Here is a 20,028-nt window from a genome sequence, read left to right as displayed (position 1 = left end):
TCTACTAATTACTCAGCAGAAGAGTCTTTGTCTTCTTTACGTGCAGCGTGTTCTTCAAGAGCTAATTGGAATTGGCTCTTTGATTTAGAAGCAGTAGAAGATTGTTGTTGCTGTTGAGGCTGTGGAGTGAAAGAAGAAGCTTCTTGTCTTCTTTCTTTCTTAGGCGCTCTTGGCTGTTGCTCTCTTCTAGGCGCTGTTGTTGTTTCGCCTTCTTGCTCTGTTGTCGCTGCAGGTCTAGGAGCGCGTTCTTCTTTAACGGTTGGCGTAAGTTTTAAGCTCAGGCCTAATTTGCGGTCTTGCTTGCTTACGTTAAGCACACGGAATTGCGCTTTTTGTCCGATCTTCAGAACGTCTTCGACTTTTTCTACTTGTTGATCTGATAGTTCAGAAATATGGACTAGGCCTTCGATGCCGACAGGTAACTTGATAAATGCACCAAAGTTGGTGATTTTAGATACGGTGCCTTCAACAATGGTGCCAGCTGGATATTGCTGTTCAATATCTTCCCAAGGATCTTGTGTCAATTGTTTGATACCAAGAGAAATCTTCTTGCTATCTTTATCAACGCTCAAGATTGTTGCTTGGACTTCTTGGCCTTTACGGTAGATATCACCTGGGTGGTTGATATGCTCGGTCCAAGAAAGATCAGAAATATGTACTAAGCCATCAATGCCTGGCATCAGTTGAACGAACACGCCGAAATCGGTAATGTTGCTGATGGTGCCAGTAATTTTTTGGCCAACTTGGAATTGTTCTGCAACAGATTCCCAAGGATTTTTATCAAGTTGTTTGATACTGAGGGACATTCTGCGGTTTTCTTTATCCAAGGAAACAACAAGAACTTCGATTTCTTGGCCAACTTTGTATTTGCTAGCAAGATCGTTGATTCTATCAGTCCATGAGATTTCAGAAATATGCACCAAGCCTTCAACACCTTTTTGAATTTCAACAAACAAGCCGTAATCGGTAATGCTTGAGATTTTGCCTTTGATCTTGGAACCAACGGTGAGACCTTCGGTAACCTTTTCCCAAGGATTATCGCTCAATTGTTTGAGACCCAATGAGATCTTTTCATTGTCTTTATCGAATGAAAGTACTTTCACTGAGATGGTGTCGCCAATTTTTACCAATTCGCTTGGGTGTGCGATGCGGCCCCATGTCATATCAGTGATATGTAACAAGCCGTCAACGCCGCCGATGTCAATGAATACACCATAATTGGTGATGTTCTTGACGGTACCACGAATAACTTGGTCGGTTGCAAGAGTATCAAGAATCTTCTTGCGTACTTCAGAACGTTGTTCGTTAAGGTATTTTCTGCGAGAAATAATAACGTTACCGCGTTTTTTGTTGATTTTGATAATGCTTGCTTGGATAACTTGTCCAACATAGCGATCAAAATCAGTAACACGTTGTAAGTCGATTTGTGAACCAGGCAAGAATGCTGGGATACCGATATCAACAGACAAGCCACCTTTGACTTTGTGTGTAACAGCACCTTCAACAGGCTTGTTTTCTTCAAATAGCTTGGTGATCTCGTCCCATGCGCGCATTGCTTTTGCTTTTTCATAGGAAAGAATAACGTTGCCATCGTTGTTTTCTAATTGATCAAGAATAACTTCGATATCTGAACCAGGTGTGAATTTTTTGAGCTCATGTTCAGAAAATTCAAAACGAGGGATTAAGCCATCTGATTTGTAAGAAATATCAACAAGGACGCCATCTGAATCGATTCTGACAACGGTTCCCTTGACTATTTTTCCAGGTTGGAATGAGCCAATGGTTCCTTCGTAGATTGCCTTGAGTTCAGCCAGTTGGGCTTCATTGAGATTAAGAACAGCGTCATCGTGTAATGCAGTGCCTTTGACATTGCAAAACTGATTCGGCCTTATGAGTTCTTTTGACATGTAAACTCCGTAAGCAGATGATTTTTGTGATCATTGCTTGGTTTAAAGGGTTGAACAATAACATTAAAATATTACTTAAGTTTACCCTATATTTTTTGAATTAACAAATTTAAAACGCGGTTTTTTTAGGGAAAGAATGCTGTATTTTAAGCAAATCTCACCCCGCCGTCGTGCCTGAAGGTAGCTCGAGTTTTGCGAGAGCGAACTTGAAGGCTTAAAAGCGATAATAACAAGACCCTTCGACAAGGCTCCCGACTTCGCCAAGGCTACGACGGACAGGCAGGGAGGTCGGCGGGAGGCACTTTTTTATGGGTAAATGCACCAAATTTGGATGAGATTTTGGCCCCGGCTCAGCCATGCTTTGATAAATCTGAATAAAAAATCATTGCAAATAGAAATATTTATCTGGTATAGTGGGTAATGAGATGTGTAATTGTGCGCATACTATAATTAAAACCACTATACCAAGGAAGGTGTACTATGATGAATTTTATATCAATGATTTTAGAAGCTTTTGAAGTTGCCAAGGCAGCGATGTTTGGTAAAAAACAAGCAGTTGCTACTTCTACCAGCTTAACCAGTAAAATGGATATGCCTACATTCAGCATGATGGCTTCTGAAGAAGAAGAAGAGGAAGAGGAAGCTGAAGAAGAAGAATCTTCTGAAGAAGAAGAGGAAGAAGAGTCTGAAGAAGAGTCTTCAGAAGAAGAGGAAGAAGAATCTTCAGAAAAAGAGAAATCAAGCCATAAAAAATGGTAAATTAATCAGAATAATAGAGTGCTGAGTTTAAAGCTCGGCACTCGTTATCCTCCTTGGGGAGATTATAAAAAAAGATAGGAAACGCAATGATCAAATTTAATGTTACGGCAGAAGATATTTTTAGCACGAAATCTGATTGTTATGCCTTTTTATTAGAAGAAAATTTTGTCTTTTCTCCCGAACTAAAAAAAATTGCACAGCTCATATTTCCGCAACTGGAAGAGCTTTTTACGCATCACAAGTTTACTGGTCAATTATTTACGTCCATGAGAGTGCCAACAACACTTGATGGGCGGATTGTTAATTTCTTATTCATTGGCATGGGTAAACTCAATAAAAAAAAGAAAATAGGTGTCGAAATTTATCGTCAGTTACTTGGAAAGATTGTTAATCTTATGGACGCTTTTGAGGCTGAGTCGGTGGCGTTCCGCATGCCATCGCCCGATCTTTTTGATGGATCGCTTGAGTATCTCGTGCAAGAGCCTATAGAAATATCAGTTGAGTATTTAGCAAAACAGACCGCTATTATTATCAATATGGCGGTATATCGTTTTACTGAGTTTTTCAGTAAGCCGTCCGTAATTAAAAAAAAGAATGTTAATTTAGCCCAAGTGACACTGGTTATTGATGAAAAAGATAAAAAAGAAGTAGAGCGTGGTCTCGAGCTTGGACAGCTTATTGCGCAAGCGGTGAACGAAACGCGCCATTTAGTCGATGAGCCGTCAACGCACAAAACGCCAATTTATATGGCAGAAAAGGCGCGTGAGGTCGCAAAAAAATATAATCTTGGTTTGACCGTATTCAATAAAGAACAAATCCTTGCCATGGGTATGGGCGGTATTATTGGTGTATCTCAAGGGTCAGCCAATGAACCAACATTTGTAATATTAGAATATAAAACTACCAAAAAAGATGCGCCGACTATTGCACTGGTGGGCAAAGGAATTACCTTTGACTCAGGTGGCTTAAATACTAAAAAGAAAAGTGATATGTGTCATCAGAAAAAAGATATGGCTGGAGCTGCTGCAGTGATGAAGACCATGCAGGTTCTTTCGGTATTAAAACCAGATGTTAATGTAATAGGTGTTATGCCTTTTGCGGAAAACATGCCCGACGGAAAAGCAATGAAGGATGGCGATATTTTAAGATTTTATAATGGCATGACGACAGAAATATTAAATACTGATGCCGAAGGTCGTTTAATTTTAGCAGATGCGCTTGCCTACACGGTAAAAAATTATAAACCTGATGCCATATTTAATATTGCGACATTGACCGGTAGTAGTCCTGCTTTTTTTGGACCAATTATTTCGCCAGTTATGTTTAGAGGCAATCATTTGGCTAATCAAGTTAAAGACGCGGCAAACAAAGCAGGAGAACGTATTTGTTTAATGCACCTTGCCGGTGAATATCAAAATGCGGTTCGTTCAAAAATTGCCGACTTACAAAATTCAGAAAACAAAAAATACAGAGCTGGTGGCATTACTGCTGCCTGGTTCATCTACTCTTTTGTAGGTAATATTCCATTCGCGCATATGGACATTGCGGGCACTGCTGCCAACGTTCCTGACATTTCGTATTGTTATGAACATATAGCAACGGGTGCTGGCGTACGCTTGATGATTGAACTCATCATGAATTGGAAGGTCAAAAAGTAAAGCCATTGTATTTTGGGCTTAAAAAAGGTAAAATTATTCTATATGAAACATCGATTTAACAATCTTTTTTGGTTGAGGAGCATCCGATGAATGTCACGTTATTAATTATTCTTGGTATTGTTGCACTTGTGGCCTTGTGGGTTATGGGAGCTTATAACGGTCTTGTACGTCTTAAAGCATTAGTTGATGAAGGCTGGAGTGGTATTGATGTACAACTTAAACGTCGTTATGATCTTATTCCTAACTTAGTTGCCGTTGTTAAGCAATATAGTATTCATGAAAAAGAAGTTTTAGAAAACGTTACCAGAATGCGCGCGTCAGCAATGAGTGCTCAAACGGTATCGCAAAAAGAAGGCGCAGAGCAAGGTTTAACGTCTGCCCTCAAAACATTGTTTGCCGTAGCAGAAAACTATCCTAATCTTAAAGCTAACGAGAGCTTTTTACAGTTGCAACAACAACTGGTCAATCTTGAGCACGAAATTCAATTAGGTCGACGCTACTATAACGGTGCGGCGCGTAACTATAATGTTTCCGTTGCAAGTTTTCCATCAAATATCATTGCCAATATGTTTGGTTTTGCAAAAGCTGCGTATTTTGAAATTTTATCTCATGAGCGTGAAACGCCTAAGGTTGATTTCAAATAACATCGTAGCTACTGGGAGGGGCCTATGGTTTTTCTAATCCTGGCTTTATTATTCTCTGTCTCTGTGCAGGCGCAAGAATATATAGCGTCTTTTGCGAGTGATATTACGATTCATAAAGATGCTTCCATGAGGGTGCGCGAGACGATCACGGTACAAGCAGAAGGCGATGCCATTAAGCGTGGCATTGTGCGCGAATTTCCTACCCAGTACAAAGACCGCTGGGGCAATTCCTATAATGTTCAGTTTGATGTTACTGCTGTTTTGCGCGATGGTAAAAGTTCCCCGTATCATGTTGAATCTGCTTCCAATGGAAAAAAGATTTATATTGGTTCTGCTGCTACGTACTTGCATCCTGGGTTATACACCTTCACCATTGAGTACACCACCAATCGTCAGCTTGGTTTTTTTGAGAATCATGATGAGCTCTATTGGAATGTAACTGGTAACGGTTGGCGTTTTCCGATTAAAGAGGCATCGGCTACGGTGCATCTGCCCTCCACTATTCCTGCTGATACAATTAAGATAGAGGCCTACACGGGGCGTCAGAATTCAAAACAAAAAAATTATACTCGTCATGTAGCTGAGCATGAGGCTGAATTTGCTACCACATTTCCTTTACGTCAATATGAAGGCTTAACCATTGTTGTTGGTTGGCCTAAGGGATACGTTGATCAACCAAGTTTTTTACAAAAGTTACTGTGGTTTTTTAAAGATAATCTTTCTATTTTTATCTTACTTCTCGGTCTATTTTTGCTTTTAATTATGTTCTGGCCTGCCTATGTGCGAGTGCGCAAAGATCGTTCCGATACACCTATTATTCCCTTGTTTTATCCGCCCGAAGATATGTTGCCGGGAGAAATTCGTTATTTCCAATCAATGGGTTACGATAGCAAGGTGTTGACTGCCGAAATCGTTAATATGGCGGTGCAGGGTTGGTTGACGATTGAACATAAAACAGGATGGTTTGGTGCCGATGTTTACACCTTAAAAAAGAATAAAAAAATTAACGATAGTGGGTTATACGCAGAAATTTTCGATTCGTTGTTTGCAAAAAAAGATGCGATTGAATTAAAAAAACATAACGAAATTATGCAGGGCGTTGTTCAAGATGTTCAATCCCATTATGGCGAGCAGTTAGATAACTATTTTAATTTTAATACTGAAACTATGTTCATGGGTGGCCTTATTGCTTTTGGTTTTTTACTGATTGCCTTTGTTTTGTTTACTTCCGAAATTGTTTTAGTGATTGGCGCCGTTACCTATGGGTTAGTGTTGCTTGCTACCTACTTTGTATTAAAAGGTTACACCCGTGATGGGTGGGAACTTTCTAATAAAATAGAAGGGTTTAAATTATTCCTGGCAACCACGGAAACTGAACGCTTAAAAATTATTGGTACGCCACCAACAAGAACACCAGAATTGTATGAGACCTATTTGCCCTATGCGATTGCGCTTGGTGTAGAAAAAGCATGGTCTCGCCAATTTGCTCCAATGTTTGAAAAAATGGCGCAAGCAGGCCATGTCTATGTGCCAATCTGGTATGGTGGTCTAGGTAACAACCACTTTGATGCCGGTGCATTTTCTTCCGATGTTAGCGGTAATTTGAACTCAGTGATTTCCTCATCAAGCTCAGTGCCTGGAAAATCATCAGGTTTTAGCAGCGGTTCGGGTGGTGGCGGTTCATCCGGTGGCGGAGGCGGTGGTGGTGGAGGCGGCGGCTGGTAAAAACTGATCTGTTTTGCTTTGATTGTTCCCTTATTTATGTATTTGTGGTAATATGTTTTATAAGATATGCAACCAGTTAAATAGGAGTTCTCTATGAAAACAAGAAGCGATTTATCCCGTATAACCATCGATATTCCATTAATAGATCATAAAAGACTAAAGGCGACAGCCGCTCTTCTTGGCAAGAGTATGCGAGAACTTGTCTTGGAAGCTATAGAGTCAATTGAAGAGTGTGCGCTTAGCGATCATATTCCTAATAAAAAGACTTTGAAATCGTTTAAAGATATTGAAGAAAAAAAAGATCTTATCAAGGGTAAAGAAGCCGAAGCCATTTCTAAAAAGCTGGGTATTTAAATGTTGGAACGCATCTATCAGAAGCAATTTGTAAAAGATGCTGAAAAAACTAAAAAACGTGGCAAAGATATGAACAAGCTTAGTGTTGTTATTCAGCTATTGCTTGCAGAAAAATCTTTGCCGCAAAAATATAAAAATCACAAACTAAAAGGCGATCTCAATAAGTATTGGGAATGCCATATTGAACCTGATTGGTTGCTTATGTATCAAAAAACTACAACGGCAATTATTTTAGCCAGAACAGGAACTCATTCAGATCTTTTTTAATACTGAGGCGTTACGGGTAATTTGCCCTGTGGTTTTAAAGTACCAAGAATCACCTGCGCGGCAGCTCGTTGTGCATCGGCATCATCTTCATACGCTTCTATAATTGAAAGTTTATCGCGATTAAATAGTCTCAAACTGTAAGGGTTGCCAAAAAGAACCAGGGTAATTTTCTTCCCTTGTGATTCTAATATTCTAATCAGCTCAAGGGTTTTTTCTGAAACTCCCCAATTCTGGTGAGCAAATTTATTCATATCAAAAAGCGCAATAATAATATGTTTATACGGCGCAACGTTTTGCGCTATTTTTTCTACTTCATCGTTGGATGGTTTACTGGCTAGCAAAAAATCTGCACAAGGACATTCCTGGAGTAACATATTTTTGAAGTGGCACTCTGTGCGGCCTCCAACTTTAATGAGCGCTATACGGTCATTTTCAGTGGCTTTAACGGGTAGTATATCATGAACGCTTGCCTTAGTTATTGCCGCTGCAAATAATTTCTTTTTTAGCTCTAAGCCATAATCATTATTCAACCAAGCGGCGTAAGCCTCATGCTTATCAACAAAACGATTACGGTGTAGATTCATTTTTTCTTTTGCTTGTAAAATTTTTGCTACATGTGCATCTAATACTTCAGTGCTCAGTTGTTTGTTTTGTATAGCTTGTTTAATAAGTTCCACAGCTTTTGGGACATCCAATGGACACAAAATAATGTCATTGCCTGCCAGTAATGCTTTGAGTTCAATGTCGCCTGGTGCATAGTGCTTGGTGATTGCACTCATACCAAGGCCATCGGTGATGACGAGTCCCTTGAATCCCAATTCTTCTTGCAACAGTTCGGTGACAATTTTGTGTGACAAGCTTGATGGCATGTTTGGCGTATCCTCCAGTGTGGGGATGCACAGATGTGCGTTCATAACGGCATCGACGCCTTGTGCAATAAGTTTTTTGAATGGGTATAGCTCGGTGTTATTTAGATGAGATCTTGTGTGCGTGATCACGGGCAAATTAGAATGTGAATCGACGCTCGTGTCTCCATGGCCAGGAAAATGTTTTGCACAAGCCATGACGCCACCGTCTTGCAATCCACGCATCATGAGTATGGCATAACGAGCAACTTTTTCTTTGTTTTCTCCAAATGATCTGTCGTTAATCACCGGATTTGCGGGATTATTATTAACGTCAACTACGGGTGAAAAATTAATATGCACACCAATAGCTGAGCATTGTTTGCCAATCTTTTTACCCATTTCATAGATTAATGCTTCATCTTGGATTGCACCAAGTGTCATATTGCGTGGAAATCTCAGGGTGTCATAAAGTCGCATGCTCAAACCCCATTCACAATCTTGGCCGATGAGTAGAGGATGCTTGCTGAGTTTTTGTAATTCGTTGGTGAGGTCCATTTGTTTTTCGGGCGTGCTTTTGAAAAGATAAATAATGCCACCAACATGGTAGTTGGTAATCAAATCTTTGATGTGCTCATGATCCATTTGGTAGGGACATTTGATGAGTGCGCTGGCTAACGCTTCTTCTGGTTGGTTAAAATCTGAAGCCGTGGCGACCATAAAAAGCTGGCCAATTTTCTCGTCCACTGACATTGAAGCGAGCGTTTGCTCTGCCCATCGTTGTTGAGAAATTGGATATGTTAATAGAGGTGAAAATAGCAGTGTAATAGCGATTATATGACGGACACTATTCATAGAGTTTCTCAAAACTTGTTTTTAGTATGATTTTGTTAGAATGTATCTTGATTTAAAATCAATTACAAAAAAACTAGAGTTCGAATTTCATTTGGTTTTCATTTTTTTTATATTAATACCCTCCTTTATGAAATTGTACAACGCAATAAGGATATGTTATTATATTCATTAATTAATAATCATGTTTCATTCGATATATAAGGTCTTTTTTTTATGAAAAACTCTATTAGAATATTATTTTCAGCGGTGTTTGTTGCTACGATGCTTACCACTATTCAACAATCTTTTGGCATGAAAGAATTAACAAAAATAACTGAAATTCAAACTAAAATTGATGAAACGGACAAACATACTGTCACTATACCTACTTGGGTGAAAAAGACAGCAATTATTTCAGGTTTTGTCTTAGCGGGTTTTAGCGCAGGCGCATTGACCGGTGGGGCTATTGCTGGAAACAGGCCAAAATCACAAGATTTGGTTGGAACTATTTTTGGTCTTCTTGATATGTTTGCTGCAGGTATAATTGGTGGTGGAGCTGGGGCTTGTGTTGGAGCCGCAGCTGGTACGATTGTGGCTGAACGGATGTGCAAAATAGAGTTAGCTGACGGCACAAGAGTGCAATTACTTAATTTCCCAAAGAATTAAGTAAAGCGTTACTTTCTACAATTATAGTATAAAAAAATAGCACGCTCATTAAAAGTTATGAGGATTGTTTCAGCTCCTAGAAAGGGCTATAACAATCCTCTTTTTTTTTACTCTTCATAAGGCTTCTAAGGAACAGCAAAAATAAGCCTTCGACAAAGCTCAGGCAGGACGGCGAGGTAGACTTTTTGCAGAATAGCCGAAAGGCATACGCCAGCAATGGACTATAAACTGTAGTTCCTCATACGACGGCATCCAAGGAGCTCGTGGCGCTGTTAAAAACAGCGCGAAGATGCCCCAGCCGTCGCTAATCCAGGCCTTCCGGCTTGGCTAGCTATGGCTGGCAGGCCGATTATGCCGTGTTGGGATTTCAAAGGCACCCCTTTGTCAGCCCGCCATAGCCTAGGCGACGGCTGGGGAAGCACATTAAAAAAGAATGCAAGTACGCTAACTTGCTCTTAGCGGAGCGCTACTTTTGTTTTCTCAAAAAAGAGCCCTATTTTTCTTGAACCTTTCGCAAAATCATGCAATGATTTTTGTCCATTCTTCACCAAATCAAGCAGATCATTTTTGCGATACAGCGTCACGCCAAAATCATTAATGCTTTGTGGCTCAAAACAACTAAACTTCCAGGCAAAAATATCATCAATTATTTGCTCGCATGGCAACGTAATTTTTTGTTGCGGGTCGCCAAAATCATTGAGGCCAAGGCCGAAATAAAATGCATGGGCATAGGTAGTATCGAGAGTTTTTATGCATGTGGACAAATCAACTGGTTTGGTAAAAGCGACATTATTATGCGCAATCAGAATATAATCGTTGGTCATCGCATTGATGAGCGACTTGATCTCTTGTATCGTGTGTTTTTGATGTTCTACAACGTGTATGGTTCCAATAGCTTTGATGTTTTCTATGCATGAATCGAGCAGCATTTCTAATGCTTCTTTATTTGTATCGGCAAAAATGAGCATGTCGGCACGCTTAGGCTGCTCATAGTTACTTTGCGTTGTCGGCTCATTGAGCAATGGGTATTGAGGTGATGCCAAAAGTGCCTTGCCGCAATGTTGTTGCAACTCTTTGCCAACTTTAAAGTCATTCAGCGGTGTGTCGACATTCCGGTCCAACAAAATTTCCGGAATAAATTTTATTCTAGAGCCGGCCATTTCAAGCATAGGATACATGATGGCGCCATCCTTACTGGTAGGAAAAAACTTTCCTTTATAGGGCATTTCGGGCAACAAGAGATCTTCGAGCTTAATGCCATCGAATAACCATGCATAAAACATGCGCAGTCCTGACCACAACCATTTTCCTCTAAATTCGCGACTTGCAATGAGGGCAGGTGGCGTTTCGCGCGCATAACCAATAATCGACATTTTTAATTCTTTAGCTTTTTCTTCAGGTACATTCATGTATTGTGCGTAGGCAAGCCATGTGTCGGTTGTCGAAAAGAGCTCGTTAATTTTTTTAAGTACCTGATTATGAGTCAGCCAATCGTCGCCATCCAATTCCAAAATAATATCGGTAGGGTCGCACAGATGCGCAGCGCGGTAGAGATTTGACAGTGCCTTGCGTGAATAATTATTTTTCATGAGGGTGATGGTGTTTTCAAGATGATTATCTTTAATGAGCTGTTCAACCAAAGCACCAGTACCATCTGTCGAGCAATCATCGATATAAATAATGCGGTAGTTAGAGTAGTCCTGCGTGAGTACTGAAGATATATTTTTTTCGTAATAGGGCGCGTTGTTGAATGATGGAATAATCACCACAATTTTTTTTTCGACCAGATTTGTTGGTGCCGTCTGGCAAAAAGTTGGTGCCGCATATAAAAATAGGGTTAATAATGCTAAGAAATGTATCATAAGACTACTCCTTATTTCGTGTAATAAAAGTTGGTACATATGCCATAGTCGCAGAGATATTCTTAGCCTGGTGAAAGGGGACAAGATCCATCTTCATATTTTGATTCCATAGATCAAGGAGCTCTTGCGGTGTAAAGATGGCGCTATTTTTGTTGTACCAGTCATCTTGAACCAAATTGAGGGGGATATTAAACCCCTTAGAATATTTAAAGCATAGACCAAATCCTGACGTATCTGCATTGCGGGCCCAGCGGCTTTCGAGAATATTGGGTGATGTGTAGTGCAAAGTAGTGAGCGCAGATTTAATATCCGCTTTTTTATAGATGACAATATCAACGCTGTTGGGGTAGGCCCAATAGCTTATGCCATCTTTGAAATTAAACGCATAAATATCGTCAGTAATGTGGGTCAACGGTGGTACTACCAGTGGAATATCGCGATTGTAAGAATAGGTTATGTTGTTACCCAAACGTAAATAAAATCCATAGGCGTTGATACTTTCTAAGGCATCAAGACATTGGTTAGTATTGATATAATCATTAATAACAAGATCGTCGGTTGAAAACGCAATGTAGGGAGCATCGGAACTATTAAAACAATTAAGCATGAGAGGTTTAAAGTCTTTTTTTGGTAAAGAACCTTGTTGTGCAAATTTTACATGGGGAAATTGCGATTTGATTTGGTAGTATGCTGCTTGATATGAGCTGTTGCTGCAGCGGAGCAATACGTGTATTTCGTTAAATTCTGTGACGTACTGCTCAATAGAGCTCAGTAATGCATGAAGTTGTAAAGGTCTGTCGAATGAAAAAATAATGAGATCTACTTTTTTTTCTGTTGCACATATGGTTATATGTGCCGTTGTGGCAATAAAAACTAATGCATATAATACCCGCATAGGAGCGCTCGTAGTGCCAATTTTCATGATTACCCCCAATTGCCTCTCACTTCCCCTTATTTTTAATATTTTAAACTTTATTGCGCTGGGGATTCAATGGTTTATATCTTGTAGAGGTAGAAACCTTGGCCATGGTGTGATGCGTTGTATAAAAATGTATAAAAAGGAAGTCATATGGAACACATAACAAAACTGTATGGTATCGTCATCTTTTGTGCTGTAGCGCTGTGCGTTTCCTTGCATGCTGAACAGAAAAAATTTGTTATCGTCACCGCTTCATACAACAATAAAGATTGGTACGAGTGTAATGTGAGCTCAATACTGTCGCAACAATACGATGCATGGCGTTTGATTTACATTAACGATTGTTCCACCGATGGCACCGGGCAGTTAGTGCAGAACTATATTCAAGAAAAGGGTTATCAAGATAGGGTGCTATTTCTTGATAACAAAAAAAGACGGGGCCATTTAGCAAACCAATATAATGTGATTCATATGTGTGCTAAAGACGAAATTATCGTGATTCTTGATGGCGATGATTGGTTTGCGCATGAGCATGTGCTGCACTATTTAAATTTAAAATATCAAGATCCTAATGTGTGGATGACCTTTGGGCAATTTTGGTATTTTAAGCGCAATGTTAAGGGTGTTTGTAGGCCAATACCTCAAGAGTTTGTTGAAAAAAATACGGTGCGTCAATACCAAGGGTGGGTTTTGTCTCATTTGCGCACTTTCTATGCAGGATTGTATCAATTAATTAAAATCGAAGATTTGCTCTATGAAGGTCAGTTTTATCCGATGTTTGCCGATGGGGTAACCATGTATCCAATGTTTGAAATGGCAGCAGAACGAGCGAAATTTATCAGTGAGCCTTTGTGTATATATAACGATGCTAATCAACTTTCATTTTTTAACGACCACAAAGAAAAGCAAGAAAAAATCCGTAAAGAAGTATGTGGAAAAAAACCTTATAATCGTCTTGAGTTGGCTTCTTTTTTGCAAGGATAACTATTGACTTACTTTCAGCGAAATTTTACGCTGCGTATAAAAAATAATGATTTTTAAAAAAGGATTGGGCTATGATTTTTCTTTTTGATGGCAAACGTTTTGCATGTGTTGTTTTATTATCTTTGGGTCTATTTTCTTATGTGCATGGTACTGAGTATGCGTATTTATACACCAACTTGCGACAAATAATAGCCCCTGGCGCTGCTGTTGCTTTTGATAATACTGGAACTTCGACGTTTAGTTCAGGCTTTTCATTAATTTCACCGTATGAACTTCTCATCAATCAGGCTGGCACGTATAATGCTTCATTTTGTATCGTGCAAGGTCAGGCAAATTATTTTTCATTATATAAAAAAGATACGCCATCTCATGGTTTATCTTTGATATCAACGTGCAGTTTTGCAAACCTGATATGTCAGGTGAGTTTTACTACGACAAGCACAACAGAAAAAATTTCTTTCATTAATTCTTATAGTTCAACAGTAACATTGACCGCGCAGGACCGTGCGGCATTTAATGTATGTCTAAAAATTGTGAAAGTATAATAATCGACAGTTCCCCTCTATTCAAAAAATATGTTTTCTAAAAAAAAGGAAGAATGTATGAAAGCTTTGTATCGTAACTATTTTATATTCATTTTTTTGTTATCACTTGGTGTTGGTACACAAACCAATACTCATAATGATGCGTTTACAGATCAAACAGAATTGGTCGATATGCAATTCATTCATGTACCTGAGCATATCAGGCAACTCATTTTCATGATAGTGCCTGTTGCATCATCAAACGTTACTCTTGATGCATTGTGCGATGATCTTGTTGCCAATGACGTGACAACGTATGCAACTATGAAAATAAGTATGCCATTGCTTATTGATGCTTTGCAGCAACAAAAGGAACATATGGATGCCAATGATTATCAAGCATTGGTAAAAAGTTTTGTTGAATTTCAGCAAACATTGCGCAGCAGCGATGCATTAATAATGGCGGATGATGACATTACTCGTGCATGCAAAATTGTGAATTTTTGCAATCTTAAGGTTACCTGTACGTTGAGCGCGGGAGCGATATATGTTAATGGGATTAATATTACCGATACTATTGGTGTGAGCGGCGTAACCGGCGGGACTGGTCCAACTGGTTTAGCAGGCGCAACGGGAGCGACAGGTCCCCAAGGGTCGCCAGGGAGCGCAAGCTCAACGGGTAATAGTGGTGCAACAGGCGCAACCGGTGCTACTGGTGTGGCGGGTGCAACTGGCGCGACAGGCCCTCAAGGAACTCCAGGGACTGCAAGTGCAACAGGCAATACTGGTGTAACAGGCGCTACCGGTTCTAGTGTAACTGGAATCACCGGCACAACGGGAATCGCAGGCACTACGGGCACAACTGGTATAACCGGAGCTACAGGCAGAACAGGTATCACGGGAACCACGGGTGAAACAGGTACAACAGGAGAAACGGGGATTACAGGAACCACGGGCGAAACGGGGACTACTGGTACCACCGGGCAAACAGGTATTACGGGAACGACTGGAGCTACTGGAAAAACGGGAACGACCGGAACGACTGGCATCACAGGAGCCACCGGTAAGACGGGAACGACGGGTACAACTGGTATTACGGGAACAACGGGCATCACTGGTACGACGGGCGACACAGGAACTACCGGTGAAACTGGTACAACAGGTGAAACAGGCACGACGGGAACCACCGGTATAACTGGCACGACGGGAGCCACTGGTAGAACCGGAACGACTGGTACGACGGGTGCAACGGGAATAACGGGAACGACCGGTGCAACCGGGAGAACTGGGATAACAGGTACCACAGGAACAACTGGTATTACCGGAACTACGGGTGAAACGGGTGCAACAGGAGAAACCGGGATTACAGGTGCGACAGGAACAACAGGTGAAACGGGAACGACCGGTACGACCGGGGAGACTGGGATAACAGGTACCACAGGAACGACTGGCATTACGGGTATCACTGGAACAACGGGAGCGACCGGCAGGACAGGGATAACAGGAACGACTGGTACAACCGGAATAACGGGAACCACCGGGACAACTGGAACAACAGGAACGACTGGTATAACCGGAATAACGGGAACCACCGGTGCAACAGGGAGAACTGGGACAACAGGTACAACTGGTATTACCGGAACTACGGGCACAACTGGGCAAACGGGAACGACCGGAGAAACAGGGGCCACAGGTACCACGGGTGAAACCGGCATTACCGGAGAAACTGGTACGACAGGTATTACCGGAACAACAGGAGCTACTGGCAGAACAGGAACAACTGGAACAACAGGAGCTACTGGTAGAACTGGAACGACAGGAACAACGGGTATTACAGGTACCACAGGAATAACTGGTATTACGGGTGAAACCGGAACGACAGGTGAAACTGGTACGACCGGAGAAACAGGAACCACGGGTATCACGGGTGAAACTGGTACAACAGGAGAAACAGGAACGACTGGTATCACTGGTACTACGGGTACAACAGGAGCTACGGGTAGAACTGGTACAACGGGAATAACTGGTTCAACTGGCAGAACAGGAACGACAGGAGTCACTGGTATTACGGGTACAACAGGAACGACTGGTGAAACGGGAATTACGGGTGAAACAGGAACAACAGGAGAAACGGGTATAACAGGTGAGACGGGGACAACTGGTACAACCGGAGCTACAGGCAGGACTGGTACAACGGGAATAACGGGAACCACCGGTGCAACAGGTAAAACTGGGACAACAGGTACAACAGGAACGACTGGCATTACGGGTATCACTGGAACTACGGGTACAACAGGTGAAACCGGGATTACGGGTACAACAGGAGAAACTGGTATAACTGGTACGACGGGTGAAACGGGAACGACTGGTACGACCGGAGAAACTGGTACCACAGGTGAAACAGGAACGACAGGAACGACTGGTACAACCGGAATAACGGGAGCGACCGGCAGAACTGGAACAACAGGAATAACGGGAGCGACCGGCAGAACTGGAACAACAGGAATAACAGGAACGACTGGTACAACCGGAATAACGGGAACCACGGGTGCAACAGGGAGAACTGGGACAACTGGCACAACAGGTATTACGGGAACAACTGGTATTACAGGAACTACGGGAGAAACAGGTATAACAGGCACAACAGGTGAAACGGGAACGACCGGAGAAACAGGCGTCACGGGTACCACGGGCGAAACAGGCATTACCGGAGAAACTGGAACGACAGGTATTACTGGAACGACAGGAGCTACCGGCAGAACAGGAACAACTGGAGCGACAGGAACAACTGGTAGAACTGGAACGACAGGTACTACTGGTATTACCGGTACTACAGGAATAACAGGTACTACGGGTGAAACCGGAACGACAGGTGAAACGGGTACGACTGGAGAAACAGGGATCACGGGTACCACGGGTGAAACTGGTACAACGGGAGAAACAGGAACTACTGGCATCACTGGTACGACCGGTACTACGGGTAGAACTGGCACAACGGGAACGACTGGTTCAACTGGTAGAACTGGAACGACTGGTACTACTGGTATTACGGGTACAACAGGAACGACCGGTGAAACTGGGACGACCGGTGAGACGGGAACTACGGGTGAAACAGGTACGACAGGAGAAACTGGTATCACCGGCACTACTGGCACAACTGGTACAACCGGAGCTACAGGCAGAACTGGAACAACGGGAACGACAGGTACAACTGGTAGAACAGGTACGACAGGAACAACGGGGATTACAGGTATTACAGGAACGACAGGTGAAACGGGTACGACAGGTGAAACGGGAATAACAGGAACCACGGGAGAAACTGGTACGACTGGTGAAACCGGGGCAACAGGTGTTACTGGTGCAACGGGGCCTCAAGGGATTCCGGGTGTTGCAAGTGCAACGGGAGGTACCGGATCTACTGGCGCCACCGGGGCAACAGGTGCTACTGGTGCAACAGGCCCTCAAGGGGTTCCAGGTGTTGCAAGTGCAACGGGAGCTAGTGGTGTTACAGGCGCAACGGGTGTCACAGGTGCAACAGGCCCTCAAGGAGATCCAGGATCAGCAACATTGACGGGTGCAACGGGAGCAACAGGAGATATAGGGCCAACAGGGGTTACTGGTGCAACGGGCCCTCAAGGTGATCCAGGTTCTGCTACGTTGACTGGTTCGACGGGAGATACAGGTGCAACGGGTACCACAGGCGAGACAGGTGCAACAGGTGCAACGGGGCCACAAGGTGTGCCAGGATCTGCAACTATGACAGGAGCAACCGGATTAACCGGAACAACGGGTGCCACCGGAGCAACCGGTGCAGCGGGGTTAAATGGTGTGAGCGGTGGTCTTGTATACTATCTTGATTATAGTGTTCCTTCGGATATCCCGGGTTATGAAGTTGCTGAACCAACGCCTAATGCTGGTCCAGATCAAGCACCAAGCTTTGTGGTAGCTTCGGCAGGCACGCTTTTAACGAGTTTGGCAACATCAACAGGTGTTCCAGATGCTACCGTGATTCCGGCAGGATTTATGGATGTTATTTTGTATGCATCAGTTGATAACCCAACGGGTCCAGTGACTATGTATGCTGAAATTTACCAACGAAGTTCAGGTGGCATAGAAACGTTATTGCTCACCACTAATGCAAGTACGTCGATTGTCTCGACATCATCTTTGGATCCTGATCGTTTGCTTGTTAGCGGATTTATAGATAGAACTAATATTTTGGCTACTGATAGATTGGTTATTAAATTATATGGTAATTATACGGGCGCTGGTAGCAGAACATTGACCGTCAATTTTGAAGGTGTCTCGCATTATTCCAACTGGCGTACAACATTTGGTGTAGACGGCCTGACAGGAGCTACAGGAGCAATGGGGACCACTGGTACAACCGGTACAACCGGAATTACTGGTACCACAGGAGCTACTGGTCGAACAGGAACGACAGGAACAACAGGTTCTACTGGTCGAACAGGAACGACAGGCGCAACTGGCGCGACGGGAACAGGTGCTACCGGTAGAACGGGTACGACAGGTATTACAGGAACTACCGGAGAAACTGGTACAACAGGAGAAACAGGGGCTACTGGAGCGACAGGAGAAACTGGTACAACAGGAGAAACTGGCACGACGGGAACCACCGGTATAACTGGCACGACGGGAGCCACTGGTAGAACCGGAACAACTGGCACAACTGGCACAACGGGCGCAACTGGCAAAACAGGAACGACAGGAACAACAGGGATTACCGGCACCACGGGAACCACAGGAGAAACCGGTACTACAGGAGAAACGGGTACGACTGGTGAGACGGGAACGACAGGAGAAACAGGTACTACTGGTATAACGGGTACTACTGGAACTACAGGAAGAACAGGCACAACGGGAACGACGGGAATCACCGGAATAACAGGAACCACAGGAGCCACGGGAAGAACAGGAACCACTGGCACTACGGGTATTACAGGAACCACGGGAACGACCGGAGAAACTGGTATCACCGGCACGACAGGAATGACAGGCGAGACTGGTACCACGGGAGAAACAGGAACAACAGGCGAAACCGGAACGACAGGCACGACGGGAACGACGGGAACCACCGGAGCGACGGGACGTACGGGAACGACAGGCACAACTGGAACGACCGGAATCACCGGAGCGACGGGACGTACGGGAACCACCGGTACAACTGGCACGACGGGAATCACTGGCACGACAGGAACAACGGGTGAAACAGGTATCACGGGAACGACAGGTGAAACCGGTATCACCGGCACGACAGGAATGACAGGCGAGACTGGTACCACGGGAGAAACCGGTATAACGGGAACGACTGGTGAAACTGGTACGACAGGTGAGACTGGTACAACAGGAATGACGGGAAAAACTGGAACTACAGGTATAACTGGCACGACGGGAATCACCGGAGCGACAGGGCGTACAGGAACTACCGGTATAACTGGCATAACGGGAATCACCGGCATGACAGGGACAACAGGGATTACAGGTACGACAGGTATTACAGGAACTACCGGAGAAACTGGTACGACGGGAGAAACCGGTATAACGGGAACGACTGGTGAAACTGGTACAACGGGAGAAACTGGCACGACGGGAACAACCGGTATAACTGGAACGACGGGAGTCACGGGTAGAACCGGCACGACTGGAACAACGGGCGCAACAGGCAAAACAGGAACGACGGGAACAACAGGGATTACTGGCACCACGGGAACCACAGGAGAAACTGGAACTACCGGAGAAACTGGTACGACCGGTGAGACGGGAACAACAGGAGAAACAGGCACTACTGGTATAACGGGTACTACTGGAACTACAGGAAGAACAGGCACAACTGGTACAACGGGAACCACTGGAATAACCGGCATAACCGGAACCACAGGAGCCACGGGAAGAACAGGAACCACTGGCATTACGGGTATTACAGGAATAACGGGAACGACCGGAGAAACTGGTACAACAGGTACAACTGGTGAGACGGGTACCACGGGAGAAACTGGTACTACAGGCACAACTGGAACGACGGGAATCACTGGTACAACTGGCACGACCGGAATCACCGG

At 43.3% G+C, this 20,028-nt stretch carries 14 protein-coding genes; 10 read left to right on the top strand and 4 right to left on the bottom strand.

Going from position 1 to position 20,028, the window contains the following annotated elements:
* Positions 1-8 precede the first annotated feature (8 nt).
* Entirely contained in the window at positions 9-1,907 is a 1,899-nt protein-coding gene (locus tag NTX86_03380) for a 30S ribosomal protein S1 (protein MCX5922344.1), read from the bottom strand.
* A 480-nt stretch (positions 1,908-2,387) separates the two neighbouring features.
* On the opposite strand from NTX86_03380, the gene NTX86_03375 reads away from it, so the two are divergent.
* From NTX86_03375 to NTX86_03350, 6 genes are all read left to right on the top strand, one after another.
* Positions 2,388-2,666 carry a hypothetical protein gene (locus tag NTX86_03375; protein MCX5922343.1) on the top strand — a complete coding sequence of 93 codons (279 nt, stop codon included), beginning with the start codon at positions 2,388-2,390 and terminating at the stop codon, positions 2,664-2,666.
* 86 nt (positions 2,667-2,752) lie between these two features.
* Positions 2,753-4,324: a leucyl aminopeptidase family protein gene (locus tag NTX86_03370; protein MCX5922342.1), complete on the top strand. Its 1,572-nt coding sequence runs from the start codon at positions 2,753-2,755 to the stop codon at positions 4,322-4,324.
* A gap of 86 nt (positions 4,325-4,410) precedes the next feature.
* On the top strand, positions 4,411-4,968 hold the full coding sequence (locus NTX86_03365) for a LemA family protein (protein ID MCX5922341.1): 558 nt from the start codon (positions 4,411-4,413) through the stop codon (positions 4,966-4,968).
* A 24-nt stretch (positions 4,969-4,992) separates the two neighbouring features.
* Entirely contained in the window at positions 4,993-6,693 is a 1,701-nt protein-coding gene (locus tag NTX86_03360) for a DUF2207 domain-containing protein (GenBank protein ID MCX5922340.1), read from the top strand.
* Positions 6,694-6,786: 93 nt separating this feature from the next.
* Positions 6,787-7,047, top strand: coding sequence for a hypothetical protein (locus tag NTX86_03355; protein MCX5922339.1), 261 nt, complete (start codon positions 6,787-6,789; stop codon positions 7,045-7,047).
* Entirely contained in the window at positions 7,048-7,314 is a 267-nt protein-coding gene (locus NTX86_03350) for a type II toxin-antitoxin system YafQ family toxin (protein ID MCX5922338.1), read from the top strand. It abuts the gene before it with no gap.
* Here NTX86_03350 and NTX86_03345 read toward each other — a convergent pair.
* Positions 7,311-9,014, bottom strand: coding sequence for a hypothetical protein (locus NTX86_03345; GenBank protein ID MCX5922337.1), 1,704 nt, complete (start codon positions 9,012-9,014; stop codon positions 7,311-7,313). The two genes, NTX86_03350 and NTX86_03345, sit on opposite strands and share 4 nt — an antisense overlap.
* 213 nt (positions 9,015-9,227) lie before the next feature.
* On the opposite strand from NTX86_03345, the gene NTX86_03340 reads away from it, so the two are divergent.
* Complete coding sequence (locus NTX86_03340; GenBank protein ID MCX5922336.1) at positions 9,228-9,659, top strand: hypothetical protein; 432 nt, start codon at positions 9,228-9,230, stop codon at positions 9,657-9,659.
* 455 nt (positions 9,660-10,114) lie between these two features.
* On the opposite strand, the gene NTX86_03335 is transcribed toward NTX86_03340, so the two are convergent.
* Positions 10,115-11,521: a glycosyltransferase family A protein gene (locus tag NTX86_03335; protein ID MCX5922335.1), complete on the bottom strand. Its 1,407-nt coding sequence runs from the start codon at positions 11,519-11,521 to the stop codon at positions 10,115-10,117.
* Between the two features lie 4 nt (positions 11,522-11,525).
* Positions 11,526-12,443: a hypothetical protein gene (locus NTX86_03330; protein ID MCX5922334.1), complete on the bottom strand. Its 918-nt coding sequence runs from the start codon at positions 12,441-12,443 to the stop codon at positions 11,526-11,528.
* A 147-nt stretch (positions 12,444-12,590) separates the two neighbouring features.
* Between NTX86_03330 and NTX86_03325 the strand changes: the two genes are divergently transcribed.
* The 3 genes from NTX86_03325 to NTX86_03315 all read left to right on the top strand — a co-directional run.
* The gene (locus NTX86_03325) at positions 12,591-13,424 is read left to right on the top strand and encodes a glycosyltransferase family A protein (GenBank protein MCX5922333.1); all 834 of its coding nucleotides are present in this window, start codon (positions 12,591-12,593) and stop codon (positions 13,422-13,424) included.
* Positions 13,425-13,495: 71 nt separating this feature from the next.
* The gene (locus NTX86_03320) at positions 13,496-13,969 is read left to right on the top strand and encodes a hypothetical protein (protein ID MCX5922332.1); all 474 of its coding nucleotides are present in this window, start codon (positions 13,496-13,498) and stop codon (positions 13,967-13,969) included.
* Between the two features lie 57 nt (positions 13,970-14,026).
* Positions 14,027-20,028: collagen-like protein (locus tag NTX86_03315; protein MCX5922331.1), on the top strand; the 6,002-nt coding region annotated here is incomplete at its 3' end.

Source organism: Candidatus Dependentiae bacterium, from assembly GCA_026389015.1.
Lineage (GTDB): Bacteria > Babelota > Babeliae > Babelales > Vermiphilaceae > JAPLIR01.
Note: the sequence above shows the minus strand (reverse complement) of the source record. Positions and strands in the feature narration are given on the sequence as shown.

Bases quoted from the DNA above. Each gene is read 5' to 3' on its own strand.
- NTX86_03380 (MCX5922344.1), bottom strand. From the start codon at position 1,907: ATGTCAAAAGAACTCATAAGGCCGAATCAGTTTTGCAATGTCAAAGGC.
- NTX86_03375 (MCX5922343.1), top strand. From the start codon at position 2,388: ATGATGAATTTTATATCAATGATTTTAGAAGCTTTTGAAGTTGCCAAG.
- NTX86_03370 (MCX5922342.1), top strand. From the start codon at position 2,753: ATGATCAAATTTAATGTTACGGCAGAAGATATTTTTAGCACGAAATCT.
- NTX86_03365 (MCX5922341.1), top strand. From the start codon at position 4,411: ATGAATGTCACGTTATTAATTATTCTTGGTATTGTTGCACTTGTGGCC.
- NTX86_03360 (MCX5922340.1), top strand. From the start codon at position 4,993: ATGGTTTTTCTAATCCTGGCTTTATTATTCTCTGTCTCTGTGCAGGCG.
- NTX86_03355 (MCX5922339.1), top strand. From the start codon at position 6,787: ATGAAAACAAGAAGCGATTTATCCCGTATAACCATCGATATTCCATTA.
- NTX86_03350 (MCX5922338.1), top strand. From the start codon at position 7,048: ATGTTGGAACGCATCTATCAGAAGCAATTTGTAAAAGATGCTGAAAAA.
- NTX86_03345 (MCX5922337.1), bottom strand. From the start codon at position 9,014: ATGAATAGTGTCCGTCATATAATCGCTATTACACTGCTATTTTCACCT.
- NTX86_03340 (MCX5922336.1), top strand. From the start codon at position 9,228: ATGAAAAACTCTATTAGAATATTATTTTCAGCGGTGTTTGTTGCTACG.
- NTX86_03335 (MCX5922335.1), bottom strand. From the start codon at position 11,521: ATGATACATTTCTTAGCATTATTAACCCTATTTTTATATGCGGCACCA.
- NTX86_03330 (MCX5922334.1), bottom strand. From the start codon at position 12,443: ATGAAAATTGGCACTACGAGCGCTCCTATGCGGGTATTATATGCATTA.
- NTX86_03325 (MCX5922333.1), top strand. From the start codon at position 12,591: ATGGAACACATAACAAAACTGTATGGTATCGTCATCTTTTGTGCTGTA.
- NTX86_03320 (MCX5922332.1), top strand. From the start codon at position 13,496: ATGATTTTTCTTTTTGATGGCAAACGTTTTGCATGTGTTGTTTTATTA.